Origin of the sequence: Enterococcus sp. DIV1682a (assembly GCF_051711005.1) — a bacterium.
Classification (GTDB): Bacteria; Bacillota; Bacilli; order Lactobacillales; family Enterococcaceae; genus Enterococcus_B; species Enterococcus_B hirae.
Genome location: NZ_JBIOLT010000001.1, coordinates 1,273,402 through 1,292,731 on the forward strand (window position 1 = coordinate 1,273,402; position 19,330 = coordinate 1,292,731).

The 19,330-nt window shown below is 36.0% G+C and carries 17 protein-coding genes and 1 pseudogene; 8 read left to right on the forward strand and 10 right to left on the reverse strand.

The window, feature by feature from the left end; genetic code table 11:
* Positions 1 to 834 precede the first annotated feature (834 nt).
* From IGJ23_RS05800 to holA, 4 genes are read left to right on the forward strand one after another with little or no spacing between them, the layout of a single operon-like run.
* Positions 835 to 1,530: a helix-hairpin-helix domain-containing protein gene (locus IGJ23_RS05800; protein WP_207432337.1), complete on the forward strand. Its 696-nt coding sequence runs from the start codon at positions 835 to 837 to the stop codon at positions 1,528 to 1,530.
* Positions 1,531 to 1,548: 18 nt separating this feature from the next.
* Positions 1,549 to 2,031 carry a ComE operon protein 2 gene (locus IGJ23_RS05805; RefSeq protein WP_010719343.1) on the forward strand — a complete coding sequence of 161 codons (483 nt, stop codon included), beginning with the start codon at positions 1,549 to 1,551 and terminating at the stop codon, positions 2,029 to 2,031.
* Entirely contained in the window at positions 2,024 to 4,294 is a 2,271-nt protein-coding gene (locus IGJ23_RS05810) for a DNA internalization-related competence protein ComEC/Rec2 (RefSeq protein WP_207432326.1), read from the forward strand. Before IGJ23_RS05805 ends, IGJ23_RS05810 begins: the two co-directional genes overlap by 8 nt.
* 36 nt (positions 4,295 to 4,330) lie before the next feature.
* Positions 4,331 to 5,374 carry a DNA polymerase III subunit delta gene (gene holA, locus IGJ23_RS05815; RefSeq protein WP_034700673.1) on the forward strand — a complete coding sequence of 348 codons (1,044 nt, stop codon included), beginning with the start codon at positions 4,331 to 4,333 and terminating at the stop codon, positions 5,372 to 5,374.
* A gap of 212 nt (positions 5,375 to 5,586) precedes the next feature.
* Here holA and rpsT read toward each other — a convergent pair whose 3' ends face one another.
* The 8 genes from rpsT to IGJ23_RS05855 all read right to left on the reverse strand — a co-directional run bounded on the left by rpsT (position 5,587) and on the right by IGJ23_RS05855 (position 12,034).
* On the reverse strand, positions 5,587 to 5,841 hold the full coding sequence (gene rpsT / locus IGJ23_RS05820; protein ID WP_010719340.1) for a 30S ribosomal protein S20: 255 nt from the start codon (positions 5,839 to 5,841) through the stop codon (positions 5,587 to 5,589).
* Positions 5,842 to 6,242: 401 nt separating this feature from the next.
* Positions 6,243 to 6,512 carry a hypothetical protein gene (locus IGJ23_RS05825; protein ID WP_005878685.1) on the reverse strand — a complete coding sequence of 90 codons (270 nt, stop codon included), beginning with the start codon at positions 6,510 to 6,512 and terminating at the stop codon, positions 6,243 to 6,245.
* Positions 6,513 to 6,830: 318 nt separating this feature from the next.
* A complete protein-coding gene (locus IGJ23_RS05830) occupies positions 6,831 to 6,962 on the reverse strand; it encodes a hypothetical protein (protein WP_010719339.1) in 132 nt (43 codons plus the stop codon).
* A 77-nt stretch (positions 6,963 to 7,039) separates the two neighbouring features.
* Positions 7,040 to 7,495: a DUF441 domain-containing protein gene (locus IGJ23_RS05835; RefSeq protein ID WP_010719338.1), complete on the reverse strand. Its 456-nt coding sequence runs from the start codon at positions 7,493 to 7,495 to the stop codon at positions 7,040 to 7,042.
* Between the two features lie 82 nt (positions 7,496 to 7,577).
* Positions 7,578 to 9,497, reverse strand: a complete 1,920-nt coding sequence (locus IGJ23_RS05840; protein ID WP_207432324.1) for a heavy metal translocating P-type ATPase — start codon at positions 9,495 to 9,497, stop codon at positions 7,578 to 7,580.
* A 179-nt stretch (positions 9,498 to 9,676) separates the two neighbouring features.
* Complete coding sequence (locus IGJ23_RS05845; protein ID WP_010737464.1) at positions 9,677 to 10,510, reverse strand: undecaprenyl-diphosphate phosphatase; 834 nt, start codon at positions 10,508 to 10,510, stop codon at positions 9,677 to 9,679.
* Positions 10,511 to 10,675: 165 nt separating this feature from the next.
* The gene (locus IGJ23_RS05850; RefSeq protein ID WP_053766367.1) at positions 10,676 to 11,380 is read right to left on the reverse strand and encodes a histidine phosphatase family protein; all 705 of its coding nucleotides are present in this window, start codon (positions 11,378 to 11,380) and stop codon (positions 10,676 to 10,678) included.
* Positions 11,381 to 11,407: 27 nt separating this feature from the next.
* A complete protein-coding gene (locus tag IGJ23_RS05855; protein WP_063627038.1) occupies positions 11,408 to 12,034 on the reverse strand; it encodes an MBL fold metallo-hydrolase in 627 nt (208 codons plus the stop codon).
* Positions 12,035 to 12,672: 638 nt separating this feature from the next.
* Between IGJ23_RS05855 and IGJ23_RS05860 the strand changes: the two genes are divergently transcribed.
* On the forward strand, positions 12,673 to 15,024 hold the full coding sequence (locus IGJ23_RS05860) for a helicase C-terminal domain-containing protein (protein ID WP_207432322.1): 2,352 nt from the start codon (positions 12,673 to 12,675) through the stop codon (positions 15,022 to 15,024).
* Between the two features lie 146 nt (positions 15,025 to 15,170).
* Here IGJ23_RS05860 and IGJ23_RS05865 read toward each other — a convergent pair whose 3' ends face one another.
* A complete protein-coding gene (locus IGJ23_RS05865; RefSeq protein ID WP_010719331.1) occupies positions 15,171 to 15,662 on the reverse strand; it encodes a YajQ family cyclic di-GMP-binding protein in 492 nt (163 codons plus the stop codon).
* A 158-nt stretch (positions 15,663 to 15,820) separates the two neighbouring features.
* Between IGJ23_RS05865 and IGJ23_RS05870 the strand changes: the two genes are divergently transcribed.
* From IGJ23_RS05870 to IGJ23_RS05880, 3 genes and pseudogenes are all read left to right on the forward strand, one after another.
* Positions 15,821 to 16,762 (forward strand): YitT family protein, encoded by a 942-nt coding sequence (locus IGJ23_RS05870; protein ID WP_010737469.1) that lies wholly within the window; start codon positions 15,821 to 15,823, stop codon positions 16,760 to 16,762.
* Between the two features lie 131 nt (positions 16,763 to 16,893).
* Positions 16,894 to 17,238 carry a metal-sulfur cluster assembly factor gene (locus IGJ23_RS05875; RefSeq protein ID WP_010719329.1) on the forward strand — a complete coding sequence of 115 codons (345 nt, stop codon included), beginning with the start codon at positions 16,894 to 16,896 and terminating at the stop codon, positions 17,236 to 17,238.
* A gap of 109 nt (positions 17,239 to 17,347) precedes the next feature.
* Positions 17,348 to 17,413: pseudogene (locus IGJ23_RS05880) on the forward strand (tyrosine-type recombinase/integrase); the annotation flags it as partial.
* Positions 17,414 to 17,700: 287 nt separating this feature from the next.
* Here the strand turns inward: IGJ23_RS05880 and IGJ23_RS05885 are convergent.
* Entirely contained in the window at positions 17,701 to 18,600 is a 900-nt protein-coding gene (locus IGJ23_RS05885) for a hypothetical protein (protein WP_438774688.1), read from the reverse strand.
* Between the last annotated feature and the right edge of the window lie 730 nt (positions 18,601 to 19,330).

A 19,330-nucleotide genomic window follows, 5' to 3' on the forward strand; every position in this document is an offset into this window, starting at 1 on the left:
ATCTATTTAAAACCAACTACCACTTTTATTTTGTGATCAAGTCCTGTTTGTTTTTCTAAATTTACTTGGAGGGGATTAATGATGAGAAAAAAAGCGATTGTAATTATAATGATTCAATTAGTGATTTATGTTAGCTCAATCATAGGTGCGTTTATGAATAGAGGAGTTATTACAAATTGGCCTTTTTTACTTTTGTTATTCGGAATATGTATCGGTAATTTTGTGCCAATCGAGTATCGGACTAGTTACCTATCTGGATATGGTATAACGACTAGTTTAGACAATGGAATATTCTGTCCGTAAAAAAATATCTTATAAAATCTATGTAAACTAGCTCACGATTGTTCATGAGGAGAAGCGAGTCTTTGACTTATTTAGGATAGTTGAACACTGGGAAAGTTGATATAATCGAGGCGTTGCGTTTTAGTATAGTGAGAATAATTGTACATAGCCGCTAGAGAGACAGTGGCAAAGATATCGTATTTAGGATTGCTTAGGTAAGTCGGGTACATGCTCAAAAAAATCAAGGAAGAGCTTCGCTAAGAGTGTGAACTTGAAACTATTTTTCAAAAACGGATAGAAAAATAGATAAACATCAAAGTCAGTAAAAGTGATTTTGATGTTTTTTGCTAGTTAATGAAAAGAGGAATATAGACCCTATGTCAACGCCTATTCCTGAAATGTTTAAAGGTATGAAAGATTCATTCTTCATAAAAATAATTGTCCCAAAAGTAGGTTTATTCTCATGCAGAAAAATGGTTTGACGTATTTAATCATGAAGAGAAAAACTTCTTCAGAATTTAAAGAAAGGAAACCAATCGGAAAATTGTCTCAATGAGCGAAGAATGGAAGAACAAACGAAAGCGTTTCTATACTACCAACTTTTCTTCACCAAAATTTGTGATCGGAGGGATCTTTGGCATCATAGGGGTCATCATCCTTGGTGGAATGATGGTTCATTTTTTCAGTCAATCAAGTAAAAAGGATCAACTATTTTTGACAAACCAATCGATTGAGGCTCCGGAAAAGAACAGTTCTGAAACGAAGCCAATTGATGAAACGGTGAGTACATCGACTAGGTCAGTGATTTATGTCGATGTGAAAGGAGCGGTAAAACGACCTGGAATGTACGCTTTTGTGGCAGAAGATCGGGTCTTTGATGTCATTCAAAAAGCAGGTGGGCTGACGGAATCAGCTGACGAGAAACAGATCAACTTTGCAGCAAAAATAACGGATCAACAAATGCTGTACGTTCCTGAAGTAGGCGAAGAAATTCCAGAAAGCTCAAATGCTAGTCTAGCGACGGTAGATTCAGCGGACACAAACCCAGATCGAGTGCATCTTAATACCGCTGATCTTTCGCAATTGCAACAAATACCGGGGATCGGTGAAAAAAAAGCCCGAGAAATTATTCAGTATAGACAAGACAACGGGGCGTTCAAAAGTATTGACGAGCTTCAAGAAATAGACGGAATTGGTCAGAAGACAGTTGAAAAAATCAAAAACTTCGTTACAATTACTATAGAATAAACGATAGAGGTGGCTAATATGAGCAATGAACGGATTCCTTGGGACCAATATTTTATGGCTCAAGCAGTATTATTATCATTGAGAAGTACTTGTACACGATTAGAAGTCGGCGCAACTTTAGTAAGAGAAAAACGGATCATTGCTGGAGGCTACAATGGCGCTGTTAGTGGGGATGTTCATTGCATTGATGAAGGGTGTTATATCGTCGATGGTCATTGCTTGCGAACGATCCATGCGGAAATGAATGCTTTATTACAATGTGCAAAACTAGGCATACCTACGGAGGGCGCAGAGATTTACGTGACTCATTTCCCTTGTTTAGCTTGTACAAAAGCCTTATTACAAGCAGGAATCAAAAAGATCAACTATTTACATGATTATCGAAATGATCCGTATGCACAATCATTGATCGAACAATTAGGTGCAACTGTTCATCAAGTATCATTGGATTCTACTCACTTTTCTAAACTCCAAAAAGAATTATCAGGAGAACATGTTTAGTAGATTTTGTGATCAAACACAGAATCGATTCATTTTTCCAGCGATTTCTTCGATTTTTATTTGTTTGTTTTATTATACAGACAGATGGCATTATCGTTTGATTTTCGCTGGATTTTTTTTGTTTTTTTTACGGAAAGAAAATAAACAAATTATTGGTTTAAGTCTCATTTGTAGTACGCTGGTTTTATTTTCTTGCTGGCTTAAAGAAACAAAACCAATCGATGATCAAAGGACGTTGGAACGTATCATGGTCGCCTCAGACACAGTGAAAATGAATGGAGATTTAGTGACTTTTATTGGGCACACAACGGACAAGCAAAAGATTTCTTGCAGCTATTATGCCAAATCTGAACAAGAAAGAAATTCTTTTCTTGTTCTTAGACATGAAGCGATTGAATTAATTGTAGTCGGGGATTACCAAGAAACTTCCAAACAAAGGAATCCTTATGGGTTTGATCAAAAAAAGTATGACCAAATACATCGGATCAAAGGACGCTTTCAGATACGCCAGATCAAAGAACATTTAAATCGTAATGCTTGGCAGAATATGCTGAGCAGAACACGAGGAAGGTCTATTACGTTTATTCAAGAACACTTTAGTCACAAGGTGAGTGTCTATATGAATGCTTTGATCTTTGGCTATAAAGATAGTCAGTTTTTAGCGTCAGAAGACACATATAAAGAAACTGGCTTACTTCATTTATTCAGTTTGTCAGGCATGCACATCCAAACTTATTTAGGTTGGCTCTATTATCTGTTTCGTAGAGGAGGGATGACATTAACTGCTAGTTATCTCCCACTAGTTGGTGGAACTTTGGGGTATTTTAGCTTATCTGGGGGCTCTGTGTCAGTGAAAAGAGCGGGGCTGTCATTCTTATTGAAATTAGGGCTAAAACTTCTCAATGTCAAATTATCTTCTTTCGATCATTATTCGATTATTTTATGGATACTTTTGCTGATCGAGCCGCTTTGTCTTTTCCAAGTAGAGGGCCAGCTAAGTTTAGGAATGAGCTTCTTCTTTCTTTTGTTGTCTCACCCAACCACTAAGTTTCAAAAGTTCACTACTATCGTGTTATTTAGTATCGGCATCATGCCACTGACAGCTTGGCATTTTTATGAGTGGCCACTATTAGGGAGTATGTTGACTCTTCTTTTTGCTCCTGTTTTTAAGAAAGTATTTCTTCCTTGTTTGACGTTTTTATTTGTTTTTGGCAGGGTATTACCTCCAAGTGTTAGCGAGTTGCTTGATTCTTTTTTAGTCCATTTCGAGAGATTACTAGATTCGTTGAGATTTGCCAATCTAGTGATTGGGCGACCGAATGGCTGGTTGTTAATATTTAGTTTAGGCTTTCTTTTATGGCTTATAGAGAAAAAGCAACATGAACCATTTCAATGCGTGACCGCTGCACTCCTTGTACCCATTATTCTCATTTTTGGTCGTTTTCTTCAATTCGGAAGTAGTATCACTTTCATCGACGTAGGGCAAGGAGACAGTATTTTTTTTAAAGCGCCGTTTTTAAAAGAAATCGTTATGATTGATACTGGTGGAAAATTGAGTTTTCAAAAAGAAGCTTGGCAAGAGCGAAGGGTTAGACCACCTGCAGAGTTCAATCTTGTCCCATTTTTAAAAGGAAATGGCATCCGACACATCAATAAACTGATATTAACGCATGACGATATCGATCATGTGGGAGAAATCACGACATTAGCAAAACATTTCAAGATCGATACGATTTATATTGGGTGGGGAGCTGGCAGGAGTGCTTGGCTTTATGCGCAGTTGCAGAAACTGGAAAAAGCAGGAACCACTATTTGTGAAGTCAGGCAGGCTGATTGGATCAAAGGTTATTTTGATTTTTTTGTGTTGTCTCCGATTACTCAGGGGAAGGGGGAGAATGAAGATTCGATTGGCTTGTCAGTGACTCATCAGTTTTGTCGTTTTCTCTTTTTAGGTGATTTAGATCAGCATACAGAAGAAAAGATTGGAAACACGTATCCAAATTTAAAAGCGGATGTGATCAAATTAGGACATCATGGCAGCCGCACATCTAGTCATCCACAGTTCATTTCGCAATTAGAAGCAACCTATGGTGTTTTATCCTGTGGCGTGAATAATTTATTTGGTCATCCTCATGAAGACGTACTAGCAACGTTAAAGCAGAATAAAGTCACTCCTTTGCGTACCGACCGTCAAGGCGCAATTACTTTTAAATGGCATCCCTTTTGGTATCCAGAGGGGAAGATCCACACAATGATAGACTAGCAATTCCCAGCTACTCATGGTAGGATAAATTTGAAAGTGGTGAACGAAATGAGTATTCAAGCAGATTTACAAAAAATCCGTAAAGAAAAGCTTGCGCCTTGTTATTTGATTCTAGGTACTGAAAAATATTTACAGGATCAGGTAAGAGCAGAAATCCAGAAAAAAATTCAAATCGATAGTCAAGATGACTTGAATTTCTTAAGTTTTGATATGGGGAATGCTAGTATTGATGAGGTGGTTGCTGAGGCAGAGACTTTGCCATTTTTTGGTGATCAACGCCTAGTATTTGTAGAAAATCCCTACTTTTTAACAGCTGAAAAAGTGAATAATGGGATTGAACAAAATACGGATCTACTGATTGATTATTTAAAAGAACCTTTAGAATCAACAGTTTTAGTGTTTTTTGCTCCCTATGAGAAATTAGATGAGCGAAAAAAAGTAACGAAACAATTAAAAAAAGCTGCTGTGACCATCAATGTACAGCAATTGAATGAAAAAGAAGTACGTCAGTATTTATTGAATACACTGGAAAATGCGCCGTTTCAAATGGACCGTAAAGCGATTGATCTGTTTTTAAGGTTAACGGATCTCGATCTATCAAAAATGATGAGGGAATTGAATAAATTACTATTGTATGGGCAACAACAAGAACTGATCACTGTTAAAGAAGTGGAACAGTTAGTCCCTAAAACCTTGGAACATAATCTTTTTGATATGACACAATATATTCTTTCCGGGAAAACAGAACAAGCGCTGCGGTTGTTTGAAGACTTAATTACCCAAGGAGAAGAAACCATTAAGATCAATGCCATCTTGCTTTCACAAATACGTTTGTTTTTACAGACCAAGTTTTTGATGAAAATCGGTTATCAGCAGGCTAATATTGCTGAGACTTTAAAGATACATCCTTACCGTGTAAAATTGGCGATGCAAGAGGTACGTAAATTTGATGAAAAGATCCTAAGGCGTTTATTTGACGATCTGGTTGAAATGGATTACCAAATCAAAAGTGGTAAAATCGAAAAAGAATTAAGCTTTCAATTATTTGTCTTACGAACAGGTCAGCTTTTGAAGAGTTAAAAAGAAGAGAAAAACAATCGAGATAAATCCAAAAAGAACGCTTGAAACGATGATGTTTTGAGCGTTTTTTAGACATCAATTGTTTTAGAGTAGGAAGTGCTGAGTCAGCCGCAGCTGGTTTACTAATAAAAAGAATGGAAAGAAACCCAACAGAAGGGTGATCGAATAGACTGTTTGAGACAAAATAAAAAAACCGGCCGTAGCCGATTTCCTTATTTAGCGATTTTTTTGCTTAAACGAGATTTGTCGCGGTTAGCTTTGTTTTTATGAATTAGACCTTTTGTTTCAGCCATATCAATAGCTTTAACAGCTTCTTTATATAACGCATCTACGTTTTCAGCACCTGAAGCTACAGCATCTTCAAATTTTTTGATTGCAGTACGCATAGCGCTTGTTTGAGATGAATTTTTAACGTTCGCATTTTCGCTTGTACGAACACGTTTGATTGCAGATTCAATGTTTGGCATTAGTTTCACCTCCGATAAATTAAGTTCTTACGCGTGTTACCGCATAATTCAACATTCATTATTATACCTAAATGAAGTAATCTTTGCAATATGAACATGACAAGTTTTTTTCCTTAACACTAAAAGAAACTTAATTCTAGGCTCTACTAGCATTGAAAGAGAAGGAAAATGGGCAAATAAAAAACGCTATTGTGGGAGACAATAGCGTTCAACCAAAGCAGATAAATTTATCTTTTTAAACAAAATTTGAATGGGACTGTTTGGTACTCGAATATTATATAACAAAGCGAACCGTTTGCAAAGCTTTTTTTGAAAAGGGATACGTTCCTTGTAGACAAAGCAATCGTAACGATACCATTCATTAGTTATTTTATAACCGTTAACCGTTGGTGTGGCTAAATTTATTCCGGAGTCCCAATAATTTTAATGTATTCATCAATATTTTTGATCATCATTTTTTTGATGACTAATTGATTGCGGCGGTTCCATTTTCCACTGACTTCTAATACATATTTATTTAAAGGGAGCCGAAGAATATATTTTGCCAAGTAACGATCTTTCAACAGACCGTTGATGACACGATCTTCCAGTTGAAGATTTAAGCCAGTCAACATCATAGGTTGTTCTTGTAAGACATACGTATCAATTAAAAGACCTTCAAAGGTTTCCATGAGCGTTTTCCTTTCTATATATAAAGCATAATAGCGAATGATTAAAAATATAAGTGATGCTATCTTGTGTTCTAGTATAACAAAAAATGAAAGGAGGAGCCAAAAAGAAATGAGGATTATTTAATAATATTTTAGGAAACATAAAAGGGGGTAAGTGGTGTAGGGGTAAGAGGAAGAGGTAGGAACATTAAAAACATACTTGATGAAACTCACGCAACTTTTATCAAGTAGATTCCATAAGTAAAGATAAATGAAAAAACAATAAACCCGATAGATAAAGTTTGTTTACTCCATCTATCGGGTTTACTTTTTTCACGATCAATTAAAGTAGGTATTGAACACATTTTGGATCAGATCTGGAAATAAAAGATAAGCTAGTCCTAAAATCAATACGATCGCTAATAAAAACCAACCAACCGTGCCGATAAAGTATTTTAATTTTTCTAACATGTGATCACCTCGGAATAAGTATATCACGAACGATTCGATTCAGAGGACTCAAAACACTTTATCTGTGATCGATTTTTTCATTTACTTAAAGAAAATAATTGCAAGAGACAATAGGTAATACCAGAAGCAATGACTGGACCAGCCGCGATCCCTTTTAAGAAAACGACTCCGAGAATTGTTCCAAAAACCAATGCAACAGTAATCTGCGGGTCTGAAGCAATCAAACCGACTCCTTTGGAAGAAAGGACGGCTACTAGACCACCACAAAACACAGCAATCCAACCGATGGGTGATTTAAAGGCATCTAGTAAATCTTTTAAGCCAATCTCGCCAGTAGCGATTGGAACTAAAATAGCAGCTGTGATGATGGTGACTCCTAGATTTATTCCTTTGCCTTGAAGCCAAGTAAGAAACACTTTCGATGTCGGTATCAATTTGACTAGTAATATAAAACCTGTAGCGATGATCAAGCTTTGATTTTTAGCAAGCAGGGCAACAAGCATGATCAATCCAAGAAAAATCCAACTTTCCATAAAAAAAGAACCTCACTTTCCTGCCATCAATCATATCATTTTTTCAACGGTTACAAAAGTGAGGTTCATCAGAGTGGAAAAACTAGATAGAGTGGTGATTCGGCTGTAAGGGACAGCCAGTGCAACGTGATTTTTTGGAAGTATCTTCAGGTAAGGGTTTCAATAAACGTAAACCATTTAAGATAACCAAGATCGTGCTTCCTTCATGACCAATTACGCCAAGAGGTAAATTTAAAAATTGCAGAAAGTTAGAAAGGATCAGTAAACAAATCACTGTAAGAGAAAAAATAATATTTTGCTTAATGATTTTCTTCATTCTTAGTGAAAGACGGTGGGCATAACTTAATTTTTGCAAGTCATTTTTTACCAAGACGATATCAGCGATTTCCATAGCGACATCCGTTCCTTGTCCCATGGCAACTCCTAGTGAAGCAGTTGCAAGAGCTGGGGCATCATTGACACCATCACCAACCATTGCTGTGACAGCATACTTTTCTTTTTGCTGTTGTGCATAGTGTGTTTTATCCGATGGCGTGCAGTCAGCCAGTAAGTGTTGAACACCAATTTTCTCAGCAATAGCTGCAGCAGTCCCTTGGTTATCTCCAGTGATCATGCTGGTATCAATTTGCTGGTTATTGAAATAGTCAATGACTTGTTGGGCATTTTCTTTCGGCACATCTAATAAGCCGATGAGTGCTATCAATTGATTGTCTTTGGTTAAAACAATCACTGTCTTTCCCTGTTGTTCGAGTAAATGAATTTTATCAAGAAGTTCTTTTTCAGCTATCGACGTTTTTTCTGGTTCCCATTTACCTACAATCCACTGAGCTTCTTGGTAAACTGTTCGTAAACCAAACCCCGTGATTTCTTCGATTGGTAATTTTTGGATGTCTTTTGGTATAGCAATGTCAAAATGTGTTACGATTGCTTGAGCTAAGGGGTGCGTTGTTTTTTGTTCCATTGAAACTAAGATTTGTTGCGCCAGATTCTGATCTTTTACAAAATAGCTATCAGTTACTATCGGTTTACCTTTCGTTAAAGTTCCGGTTTTATCAAAGGCAATTGCTTTTAAATCAGCTAATTGTTCTAAATGGAGTCCACCTTTAATCAGCACACCGTTGCGGGCAGCGTTAGAAAGGGCTGCTAGTGTTGCAGGTGTCGCAGAGGCAACCAACGCACAAGGAGAGGCGACAACCAGTAAAACCATTCCCCGATAAAAACTTTCTTGAAAACTCCAGCCAAAAATGAAATATGAAACAAGAATCATTAATGGAACAACGACTAACACACATTTAACGTAGGTATTTTCAATACGAGAGATAAAAGAAGCGGTCTTTGTAGGGGTGCTTTGTGCTTTTTCAACCAGCTGGATGATTTTAGCAAAAACGGTCTCATCACTTTTTTTAGTCACCTGTAGGATCAAAGGATTCCCTCGATTGATCGTTCCTGCAAATAACTCATCATGAGGAACTTTTTCAACTGGTACAGATTCACCACTCAATGTTGCTTCATCAACCGTTGCTTGTTGACTTTCTAAATAGCCGTCAATTGGGATCGTTCCACCTTTTGGGACAAATACCCGATCATTGATCTTAAGATCAGTTACAGCTATTTCTTCTAATTCTTCGTTTGCAGTTAAACGTTGTGCTTTTCGTGGCTGTAGATTCATTAAAGCGGTAATTTCTTGCTGACTTTTACTGGTCGTATATTCTTCGAGAGCGCCACTTAAACAGAAAATAAACGTAAGCATCGCACCTTCTAAAAAATCACCGATCAAACAAGCGCCAATTGCTGCCAAGGCCATCAATAAGTCAACATTCAATGTGTTTTCCTGCCAAAGTTCGGTCAACCCTTCACGAGTCTGCTTGAAACCGCCGAATGAGATGGCGCCTAAATAAAAGATGATACTTAGAAAAGGCACAAAAGATTGAGTAGCCAAACCTAAGATTATAAGTAATAAACAACCGATTGTTGGGATAAATGTCTGTATTAAACGAGTCATATTTGTTTCCTCCTTTACAAAATCAATATACCACACCAAATTTCTAATTGATAATGAAAATCGCTAAATGAGAACGATAATAGTTATCATTTAGAATAATGCTTTTTTGGAAAGGGGATAATTAGAATAAATATAAAAAGCACCGTAATCATACGGTGCTTTGACTTCGTTTTATTCAGTTACATTGCGATAAACCAGTAACCAATCAAAATGATCCCTAAAATGATCCGGTACCAACCAAAAATTGTAAAGTCGTTTTTCTTCAAATAACTTAACAAGAATTTGATGGCTAAAACGGAGACAATAAATGATACGAGGGTTCCAACGAGTAAAATAATCGTTTCTTCCATTTTAAAGGAGTTTCCTTCAGCTAGATACTTCACGATTTTTAAACCACTGGCACCAAACATCACTGGGATACCAAGGAAAAATGAAAATTCTGTTGCTACAAATCGAGAAGCACCAATCAAAATGGCTCCGAGGATCGTGGCTCCTGAACGAGAAGTTCCAGGAACTAACGCTAATACTTGGAATAATCCAACCAGTAACGCCGCTTGATAAGTAAAATCGTTTAAGGTTGTCCAACGTGGTGTTTTCGTCTTGTTTCTTTTTTCCACAACAATGAATGCAATCCCATAAACGATTAAGACGATCGCAACTGGTAGAAATTTATGAAAATGTTCTTCTAACCAATCATCTAAAGGTAATCCAATAATAATTGCTGGAATACAAGCGACTACGACTTTGAACCATAATGTCCAAGTATCTTTTTTCTCAATAGTGGTTTTGCTTGGAGAAAAGGGATTTAATTTATGAAAATATAAAACGACGACTGCTAAAATAGCACCTAATTGAATAACGACGTTGAACATCGACATAAACTGTGTGCTAGCATCTAGCTTGATGAACTGATCTGCTAGGATCAAGTGACCAGTACTACTGATCGGCAACCACTCGGTAATCCCTTCGATAATTCCTAAGATAGCTGCTTTGATGATATTTGCAAAAAACATACGGACCTTCCTTCCCAAATAAAATACAGTATTAAGTATACCGTTCTTTCTAATGAAAACCAAATGCTTTCTTGATGTTAAGAAAAACTTGATAAATAGCAAGAGGGTATAAGAAAGCGAGTACTCAAGTGAGTACTCGCAAACCAGTGTTTGATAACAGAACGATTATAAGAAAGAATCCCGCGAGTGTTTTTTTCCCTGCTCAATGTAACTAGTATCGTTGATTCCTTCAATTGAAAAATTGCCTTTTTCATACGTCACTTTTGTCACGCTGCCATTTAATAAGCCTGCTCGAACAGGTTGATGTACGTCAATTAGGCTGAGTAAAAAGCCAATCGTCAACCCATGAGAAACAACTAGGACGTTGCCACCACCATTTTTTTCGCAATGGTGCGCAATGTCTTCAAATCCTGACCATACACGATTTTTTAAAGTATCGTAGGTCTCAGCCCAGCCAGCGGTATCCAGGTTATAAATAGCATTAGCAATTTGTTCAAAAGTTACGTCCGTCGTGAACATCTCATCATAAGTTTTGAAGTTTAATACTCGGGGGATAACTCCCCACATTTCCATGTCATAGCCACCTTCTAAGGAGCCAAAACACCATTCACGAATCCTTTGATCGATAAAGTAAGGGATATCTTTTCCTTTGGCATGTTCACTGAGGATGATACGTGCCGTTTCAATAGCACGACCACTATCGCTAGAATAAGCAAAAGAAAAATCAACGTCTTTCAATCCTTTTCCAAGATAGTGGATTCCTTCTTGGCCTTGTTTGGTGAGTGGTGTGTCACACCAACCTTGGACACGTTCAATCGTATTGAACATCGTTTTTCCGTGTCTGACGATGTAAAGAGTGGTTTTAGTCATAGTTACAGCCTCCAATCGATTTGTTAGTTAAGCATTAAAGAAAGGGTTGGTTCTTTTTTCATGTTCAATGGTCGTAGCATCTCCATGCCCAGGATAAACGGCAAATTCATCTGGCAACACAAACAACTGGGTTTGAATACTGTGTAGCAGCTGTTCCAGATTCCCAGTATATAGATCGGTTCGACCGATACTGCCTTTAAATAGTGCATCACCTGATACGACAAAATCATCAAAGATAAAGCTGACACTTCCAATCGAATGGCCAGGTGTAGGGACGACCCGAAATGTCATATTCCCTAGACGATAGGTTTTCATTTCAAATTCATATTCAGCAGGTGAAACAATGATATTCGCAATGTCATCATGTCTTCCCAAACCAGAAAGATTCAATATCGGATCGCCTAACCAACTTTGTTCTAATGGACTAACATATACAGGGATCTGATAAAACTGACGAAGTTCTTCGACGGCTCCGATATGGTCATAGTGGGTATGTGTTAGTAAAATCGCTACGGGTTGTTGTTGCGTTTTTTCGATTTGCGTTTTGATTTTTGCTGCATCTTCACCAGGATCAATAATCAATAAAGCTTCATCGTTATAAACCAAATAACAATTTTCTTCGATCATCCCAGTTTTGATTTGTTCAATATGCATAAAGAGTTCCTCCTGATCGCTTACTTAATTCTAGTATAACTCAATTGATAAGATGAAACAAAAGACCCTACTTGAGGAATGGTCCACGGTGAATCTAAATCGAATTGTATGAATAATAAATGAATTAATTGAATTAATTGAATATAGTAGAGCTGAGTCATGTTTTTTTGTAGCCGAGTTTTCTTGCTTCCTAAATGAACCACTTATTTCAATGACAAGATGTAAAATAAAAGTATTGAGAGATTTTAAACAAGAGGACAGAAAATTCTCACTTCTTTTTAATAAATTGGTGTTAGAGTGAGCTCATCCAAAAATCCTAATTCTATATCCTATTCGAGCTTGCGACAGTGATGTCCAACTCTGAAAAACAAAGGGAAGCATCCGAAAATGCAAGAAGCTATTTTCGGATGTTTTACTTTACTTTCAAGTGAACGATGATGAGTGTAAAGGGAGAGAGATATCTGAATAATGTAAACAAATCTATAGCTTTGTGATCCTACTTGTGAAAGGAAGAAGTGACTAAATAGCTGTAATACTTTCATCTGTTGAGGCGTATAAATCGACAAATTGATAAGCTTGATTTTAGTATTTTGCGATTCTTTTCTTTTTCAGGTAAGCTTATAGTCAAAGGAGTGGGAGTGGTGAAGCAATCAAAAATATCGGTACGTAACCTTGTTGAATTTATCTTAAGGCGTGGCAGTATCGACAATCGTAAAAAAAGTAACCATACCGCACTGGAAGGTGCCAAGATCCATCGGAAGCTTCAAAAAGATGCTGGAGAAGACTATGAAAAAGAAGTCTTTTTAAAGACGACTGTCCACTTCGAGGAATACCAGCTAATCATAGAAGGGCGAGCAGATGGCGTGTTCCAAAAAGAAGGCATCTATTATATTGATGAAATAAAAACTTCGGAACCGAGGTATGAAGACTTAGAAAAAGAACAAATTGAATTATTTTTCCATCAAGCAAGAACCTATGCTTATATTTATTGTCATGAACATGATTTAAAAGAAATCAATTTGCAACTAACTTATTATCAAACTACTGAAGGAATCATTACCCGAAAAGTTGAGCATCAAACCATCGAACAATTAAATGAGTTTTTTAAAAAACTTACAGATGACTATAAAGAATGGCTGATTTTTCAAGAGAATTGGCGTACCGTTCGAAATGCTTCTTTGATGGCTTTGAAATTCCCCTATGACAACTACCGTAAAGGTCAAAGAGAGTTAGCAGTCGCTGCCTATAAAACGATTCGTACAAAACAAAAATTATTCGTCGAAGCACCGACAGGAACTGGAAAAACAGTTTCTACACTGTTCCCCGCTTTGAAAGCAATAGGGGAAGAAGAGGGAGAACGCATTTTTTATTTAACGGCTAAAACAATCACGAGACAAGTCGCTGAAGATGCTTTGGAGGCGTTAAAAGATGTGGGTGCTGAGACCAAAAGTGTGACTTTGACAGCCAAAGATAAGATTTGTTTTTTAGACGAAACAACATGTAATCCAGATCAATGTCCGTATGCCAACGGTTATTACAATCGAATCAATGAAGGATTATGGGATTTATTGAATCATGAAAATCAAATCACCAGAGAAGTTATTGAAACCTATGCGAAGAAACATACGTTATGTCCTTTTGAGTTGTCGCTAGATGTGAGTTTATGGTGTGATGTGATTATTGGGGATTATAATTATTTGTTTGATCCGACTGTTTATTTACGACGTTTTTTTGAAGGCGAAAAAAATGAGGATCATCTTTTTCTGATTGATGAAGCCCATAATTTGGTCAGTCGTTCCCGAGAGATGTACTCCGCAAAACTTTCATATCGAAGCGCTAGAAACGTCTATGCACTCATTCCAAAAGAATTTAAAAAGTTAAGACGACGTTTTAATAAGTTACTTAAAGCGTTCGATCAGATTCAGGAAATTTCAAATGAAGATGGGTGGACCTACCACCACCAAAAAGCACCCGCGGACACATTGGTTAATGCTGGTTATCAATTGAGTGAGCACATCCAAGAGTGGTTGGCAGAGTATCCTGAACATGCCATTCAAGAGACGTTACTCCCCTTTTATTTTGACCTACTTCACTTTTTGAAAATCAGTGAATTTTACGATGATCATTATGAAACAACTGTAGAGAAAACTTATCAAGATTTCATCATCAAAGCATTTTGCATCGATCCTAGTGATTTTTTAGAACAATCGTTAGCCAAGGGGAGAAGTAGTATCTTATTTTCCGCTAGTTTTTCGCCATTGTCTTATTACCAAGAAACGCTAGGAGGAAAAGAGAGCTTAGCTTATCGCTTGCCAAGTCCTTTTCCAGAAAAAAACCAAAAAGTGCTGATCACAAATTATTTAGAAACAACTTATCGTAAACGAGAAGAGAACATGCCTCGATTGATTGAAACGATCCAACATTTTACAAAAGAAAAAATCGGGAATTACTTGATATTTTTCCCCTCTTACCAATATTTGGATCAGGCAGTAACAGCCTTTCAGGAAAAATATCCAGATGTTAAGGTGCTGATTCAAGATACCATGATGAGTGAAACTGAGAGAGAAACATTTTTGAAGCAATTTCAAATTGATCCAGACGAAACCTTACTAGCTTTTTGTGTGTTAGGCGGAATCTTTTCAGAAGGGATCGATTTAAAAGGAACCCGATTAATTGGCAGTATGATCGTTGGCGTTGGGTTACCACAAATGAACCATGAGCAGGAGTTGATCAAAGAATATTATGACGAAAAAGATCAGCTGGGATTTGCTTATGCGTACCAATTACCTGGTATGAATAAAGTCTTACAAGCAGCGGGGCGTGTCATTAGAGATGCCAGTGATCAGGGAATCGTTTTGTTAGCAGATCAGCGTTTTACTCGGTTGGATTATCGCCAATTATTTCCAAGACATTGGCAGTCAGCGACCACTGTCAGAAACCTTTCTGAACTCACAAAAGAAATCACCGATTTTTGGCACAAAAGTAAATAATTGGAGATGCGAAAAAACTCTAGCGCTAGTAGTTTAAAATTAAAAACACCTGAATCAACCACAAACGACTGGTAGATTCAGGTGTCTTATCTGTTCAAGCGCGTATTGGATCAATTGTTTCATTGTCTGACAAGTAAAGCTATCTGTTAACGATAGTTAGTAAACTGAAGTTCGATTGGCAGATCTAATTTTCGCAATAAAGCAATCACCGCTTGAAGGTCATCACGGTTTTTTCCAGTTACACGAATTTGATCTTCTTGAATCTGGGTTTTTACTTTAATCTTTGAATTTTTGATCTCAGTTGTGATTTTCTTGGCATTTTCCCGATCAATGCCATTGATAAGTTCAGCGGATTGGCGTGCTTTTCCTCCAAGGGCATGCTCTGATTCAGAGAAATGGATATTTTTGATTGGAACATTTCGTTTGTTTAATTTACTGAACAAGACATCTTTGATTTGTTCGATCTTGAAATCATCGTCACTGAGAATGGTTAATTTATTGTTATCAAATTTGATATCAATAGTCGAATCTTTAAAATCAAAACGGTTGGTTAATTCTTTTATTGTTTGCTGGATCGCATTTCTGACTTCTTCGATTGTGACCTCTGAAACAATGTCAAAACTTGCATCTTTTGCCATAGTGATCCTCCTGATTTGTTTTTATTTTATTGTATCATAGTCAAATGATTGTGTTGAAGCTTTACTAAAATTATTCTCATTTATGATTCAAGTATTTTAATTTAATTCATAACCTGTTATTCTTACAATTGGAATAACTTTGAAAGGAAGAGGTGCTTGTGAGTAAGATTATGACAGTGTATCAAAGAAATGAAATATTAAAAAAGATTGTGGTTATCTTAGTCACCGGATTGACCGCAGCGGTTGCCTTAAATTATTTTTTGATTCCAGCAAACGTCTTTTCCGCAGGGATGAATGGGATTGCCCAAATCATTGCCTCGTTATTATCTGACTGGCTCCACGTAAAAGTGGACACAGGTGCCTTTATCTTTATTTTGAATATCCCTGTCTTTATTCTAGGGTTCTTGAAAGTAGGCAGACGAGCAACGATTTTAAGTTTTGTCAATGTAGTAGCCGTATCGGTAGCAACTACCTTACTTCCCACTGGGCAGGTGACGGACAATATTTTAATGAATGCCTTAGTCGGCGGTGTTTTGTTAGGTGTTGGTGTAGGGATCTCACTTAAAATGGGGTTTACAACTGGAGGAATGGATATTATTTCTTTAGTCCTTTCACAAACTACGGGGAAAACCGTTGGAAATTATATGCTGATGTTAAATGGTTTGATCGTGGTGATTGCGGGCTTTCTTTTTAACTGGGAGAGTGCGCTCTATACGATTATCTCTATCTATGCCATGACCCAAGTGATTGATGCGATTCATACGAGTCATCAAAAAGTGACCGCCATGATTGTGACGGTCAAACCAGATGAAGTGACCGCAGCGATCGCTCAAAATATGGTTCGAGGAATGACCCTCTTACCATCAATCGGTGGCTATTCTAAAAAAGAAGGTAAAACGATCATGATGGTGATCACTCGTTATGAAATGTATGATTTAGATCAAATCGTCCATGAAATCGACGAAGATGCTTTTATCAATATTTTACCAACGCATTCGGTATTTGGCCGTTTTGCTAATGAAAGCGAACAAAATCTTTACCGTTCTACGGGTGTCTTTCCCGAAATAAAGAAAACTCCTTCAAAAACTAAAAAACAATAATTGATTTAAATAAGTCAGAAGAATTTTCTGTTTTCAACCTGCTAAATGAGAATAGAACCTCTCGATTCTCATTTACAAATGAGCAAAAAAAGAGTATGATAAATGAAAATTGCATGAAGGAGTGCTGCAAGATGAGCGAAGCAAACCAAAAATGGTCTGCAGAAGAAGTCAATGAAATCAAGGAACGAATCTTAGCTGCCTTAGAAATGGTCATCGACCCTGAACTAGGGATCGATATCGTCAACCTAGGCTTGATCTATGAAATCGAGTTTGATCCAGAAAACGGAGAAACAGTCATTAAAATGACCTTAACAACCATGGGTTGCCCGTTAGCTGATATCCTAACTGAATCAATCCACGACGCCTTAAAAGAAGTGCCAGAAGTAACTAAGGCAGAAGTCAAACTAGTTTGGTATCCAGCCTGGACGACGGATAAGATGAGTCGCTATGCACGGATTGCACTTGGTATCAGATAATTTTGACACGGGTTTCATATTCAACGAGTAAACAACTTTTAAACTCCTTTATCAACTTTTAGAAAAAGTTGATAAAGGAGTTTTTTTGCAAAATTTTAAGTTAAATTAACTGCTACATGAAATGTTATTCAATGAAAAAGCCAGAGGAAAATCACAAAAAACGATTAAGAAGTATCATGACGTATTTTAAGTATTGTGTAGATAAAGACACACACAAGATTGCAAAGGTAACTACAAAATTGAAAAATAAGATAAAGATAAAAAATTACCCCAAATAGCTCGTATATTAATATACTATTAGATACAATTGTAGCGAAATGATGATGGCATACTAAACAATGAATAAGTAAACATGTAGAATAATTAAAGATAAGAAGAATACGCGGATTCAATCGAAATCTTCGTATTCTTCTTTTACTTTTATGAACAAAACTATAATTATATATTTAGGAAGTAACGTTTTCAAAGCTTGTTATTTAGTTCTTCTAATAATTTATCTCGAATAAATGTGAGTTTCGAATCATAAAAGTCTTTTTTCTTTGTAAAGTATTTATAGTAACCATGTTCGTATAAAATATTTAGAATTTTTTTTCTAGGTGTATTATTATCAACACCAATTTTTTTTAGTTTAGGATATTTTTTATTAAAGTCATCCTTTTTTTTAAGTTCTTCAAGTCTAAGTCTTTCTTTTTCTTTTCTTTCTTCTTGTATCAAGTATTCTTCATACTGGGGGATTGTCATTCCTAGTCTATTCGCCTTTTCTTGCTTGATTCTTTGTTTAGACTCTGCTTGTAATTTAGCAAAATAAGCTTCTCTAACTGGTTTTGTAAAATCCTCGATTTTATTTAATAAATCTTTAGCATCGGTTGGTGTTATATAGGCACGTTGTTTACACTTTTTCATCCATTCTGGCTTAGGATTAAGTTTTTTTTGAAACCATTGTGTTGCTGTCGGATAGAGAAAAATTTCATAACCTGATAAACCATACTGAGCTTTGGTTTCTTTAATGATTAATGCGTGTAGAATTAAATGCTCAAATAAATCGCAATAGACTAATCTTTCTTTCTTTTGATATATAAACGGATATTTGAAGTTTTTAATATAGTTAAGGCTAGACAGGTTTTCATACTTATTTTCATCGATATGGTGACAGTATAATCCTTCTGAAGTCTTACTGTATTTTCCCTTAGTAATATTCTTTATATCTCCCTGTAAAAATCTGGTATATGATTGTTCTCTAAAAAAATCATCAACAACACGCCCATATTTATTTAAAAGACAATGAATAGCTCCTTCATAAGTCATAGATAATAAAGATTCATAATACAACCTTTTGGAATGGCTATTTTCAAATTTAATCATAAATTAACTCCTCCTATCACTATACAAGTATATTATAATAAATTTATCTTGGCATTCTAGCTTTGATTTTTTCTGATAGTATACCTGAAACTCTTTAATTAAATTATGATTATGAATAAAATCATGTAGAAGACGTATTTTTCACATTTGATATAACTAAATACTACTCAGGAACAACTTCTTTATTACTATATATACTTAAACTAAAAAGCTACTATAAATAGTAACCATGAATGGGTTTATATTTAAAAAAATTGGACACGTAGTCACTTATACTCATCAAATTTTATACTCTTTAGCGAAATTTAAGATTAATGTTGAATAAATGGTATTATTGACTTTTCTATATATACTGAATTAACTATGTTTTTTGAAAATTTAACTGAACTACAGACAATAGGTATAAAAAACACATTGAGCATATAGTGCAAACTATTTTCAAGGATAATTTAAGTATTTAAACAAATTAGTAAAAAGAACTCAAAATTTGATTTCTATTTTTGCACAAGAGTCAGGGATAAACTATCACTTTAACGTAGTAAAAAGTGATAGAAAAGCTGGTATAAAAGCACTTGACCTTAATAATAATGAGTTATTGGCTGATACACTAACTTAAACTCTTTTAACAGCTTTTAGTAAATGCTGATAGAAGAGTTTTTTTTCTATGTAAAATATTCGGATAGCTGATGTACTGAAAGATTGTACAGTATAGGAAAATAATTGCGAAAGA

Coding starts and splice junctions, on each gene's coding strand:
- IGJ23_RS05830 (WP_010719339.1), bottom strand. CDS start 6,962: ATGTTAGAAAAATTAAAATACTTTATCGGCACGGTTGGTTGGTTTTTA.
- IGJ23_RS05825 (WP_005878685.1), bottom strand. CDS start 6,512: ATGGAAACCTTTGAAGGTCTTTTAATTGATACGTATGTCTTACAAGAA.
- IGJ23_RS05840 (WP_207432324.1), bottom strand. CDS start 9,497: ATGACTCGTTTAATACAGACATTTATCCCAACAATCGGTTGTTTATTA.
- IGJ23_RS05865 (WP_010719331.1), bottom strand. CDS start 15,662: ATGGCAAAAGATGCAAGTTTTGACATTGTTTCAGAGGTCACAATCGAA.
- IGJ23_RS05810 (WP_207432326.1), top strand. CDS start 2,024: ATGTTTAGTAGATTTTGTGATCAAACACAGAATCGATTCATTTTTCCA.
- IGJ23_RS05855 (WP_063627038.1), bottom strand. CDS start 12,034: ATGCATATTGAACAAATCAAAACTGGGATGATCGAAGAAAATTGTTAT.
- IGJ23_RS05850 (WP_053766367.1), bottom strand. CDS start 11,380: ATGACTAAAACCACTCTTTACATCGTCAGACACGGAAAAACGATGTTC.
- IGJ23_RS05885 (WP_438774688.1), bottom strand. CDS start 18,600: ATGATTAAATTTGAAAATAGCCATTCCAAAAGGTTGTATTATGAATCT.
- IGJ23_RS05835 (WP_010719338.1), bottom strand. CDS start 7,495: ATGGAAAGTTGGATTTTTCTTGGATTGATCATGCTTGTTGCCCTGCTT.
- rpsT (WP_010719340.1), bottom strand. CDS start 5,841: ATGCCAAACATTGAATCTGCAATCAAACGTGTTCGTACAAGCGAAAAT.
- IGJ23_RS05805 (WP_010719343.1), top strand. CDS start 1,549: ATGAGCAATGAACGGATTCCTTGGGACCAATATTTTATGGCTCAAGCA.
- IGJ23_RS05845 (WP_010737464.1), bottom strand. CDS start 10,510: ATGTTTTTTGCAAATATCATCAAAGCAGCTATCTTAGGAATTATCGAA.
- IGJ23_RS05800 (WP_207432337.1), top strand. CDS start 835: ATGAGCGAAGAATGGAAGAACAAACGAAAGCGTTTCTATACTACCAAC.
- IGJ23_RS05875 (WP_010719329.1), top strand. CDS start 16,894: ATGAGCGAAGCAAACCAAAAATGGTCTGCAGAAGAAGTCAATGAAATC.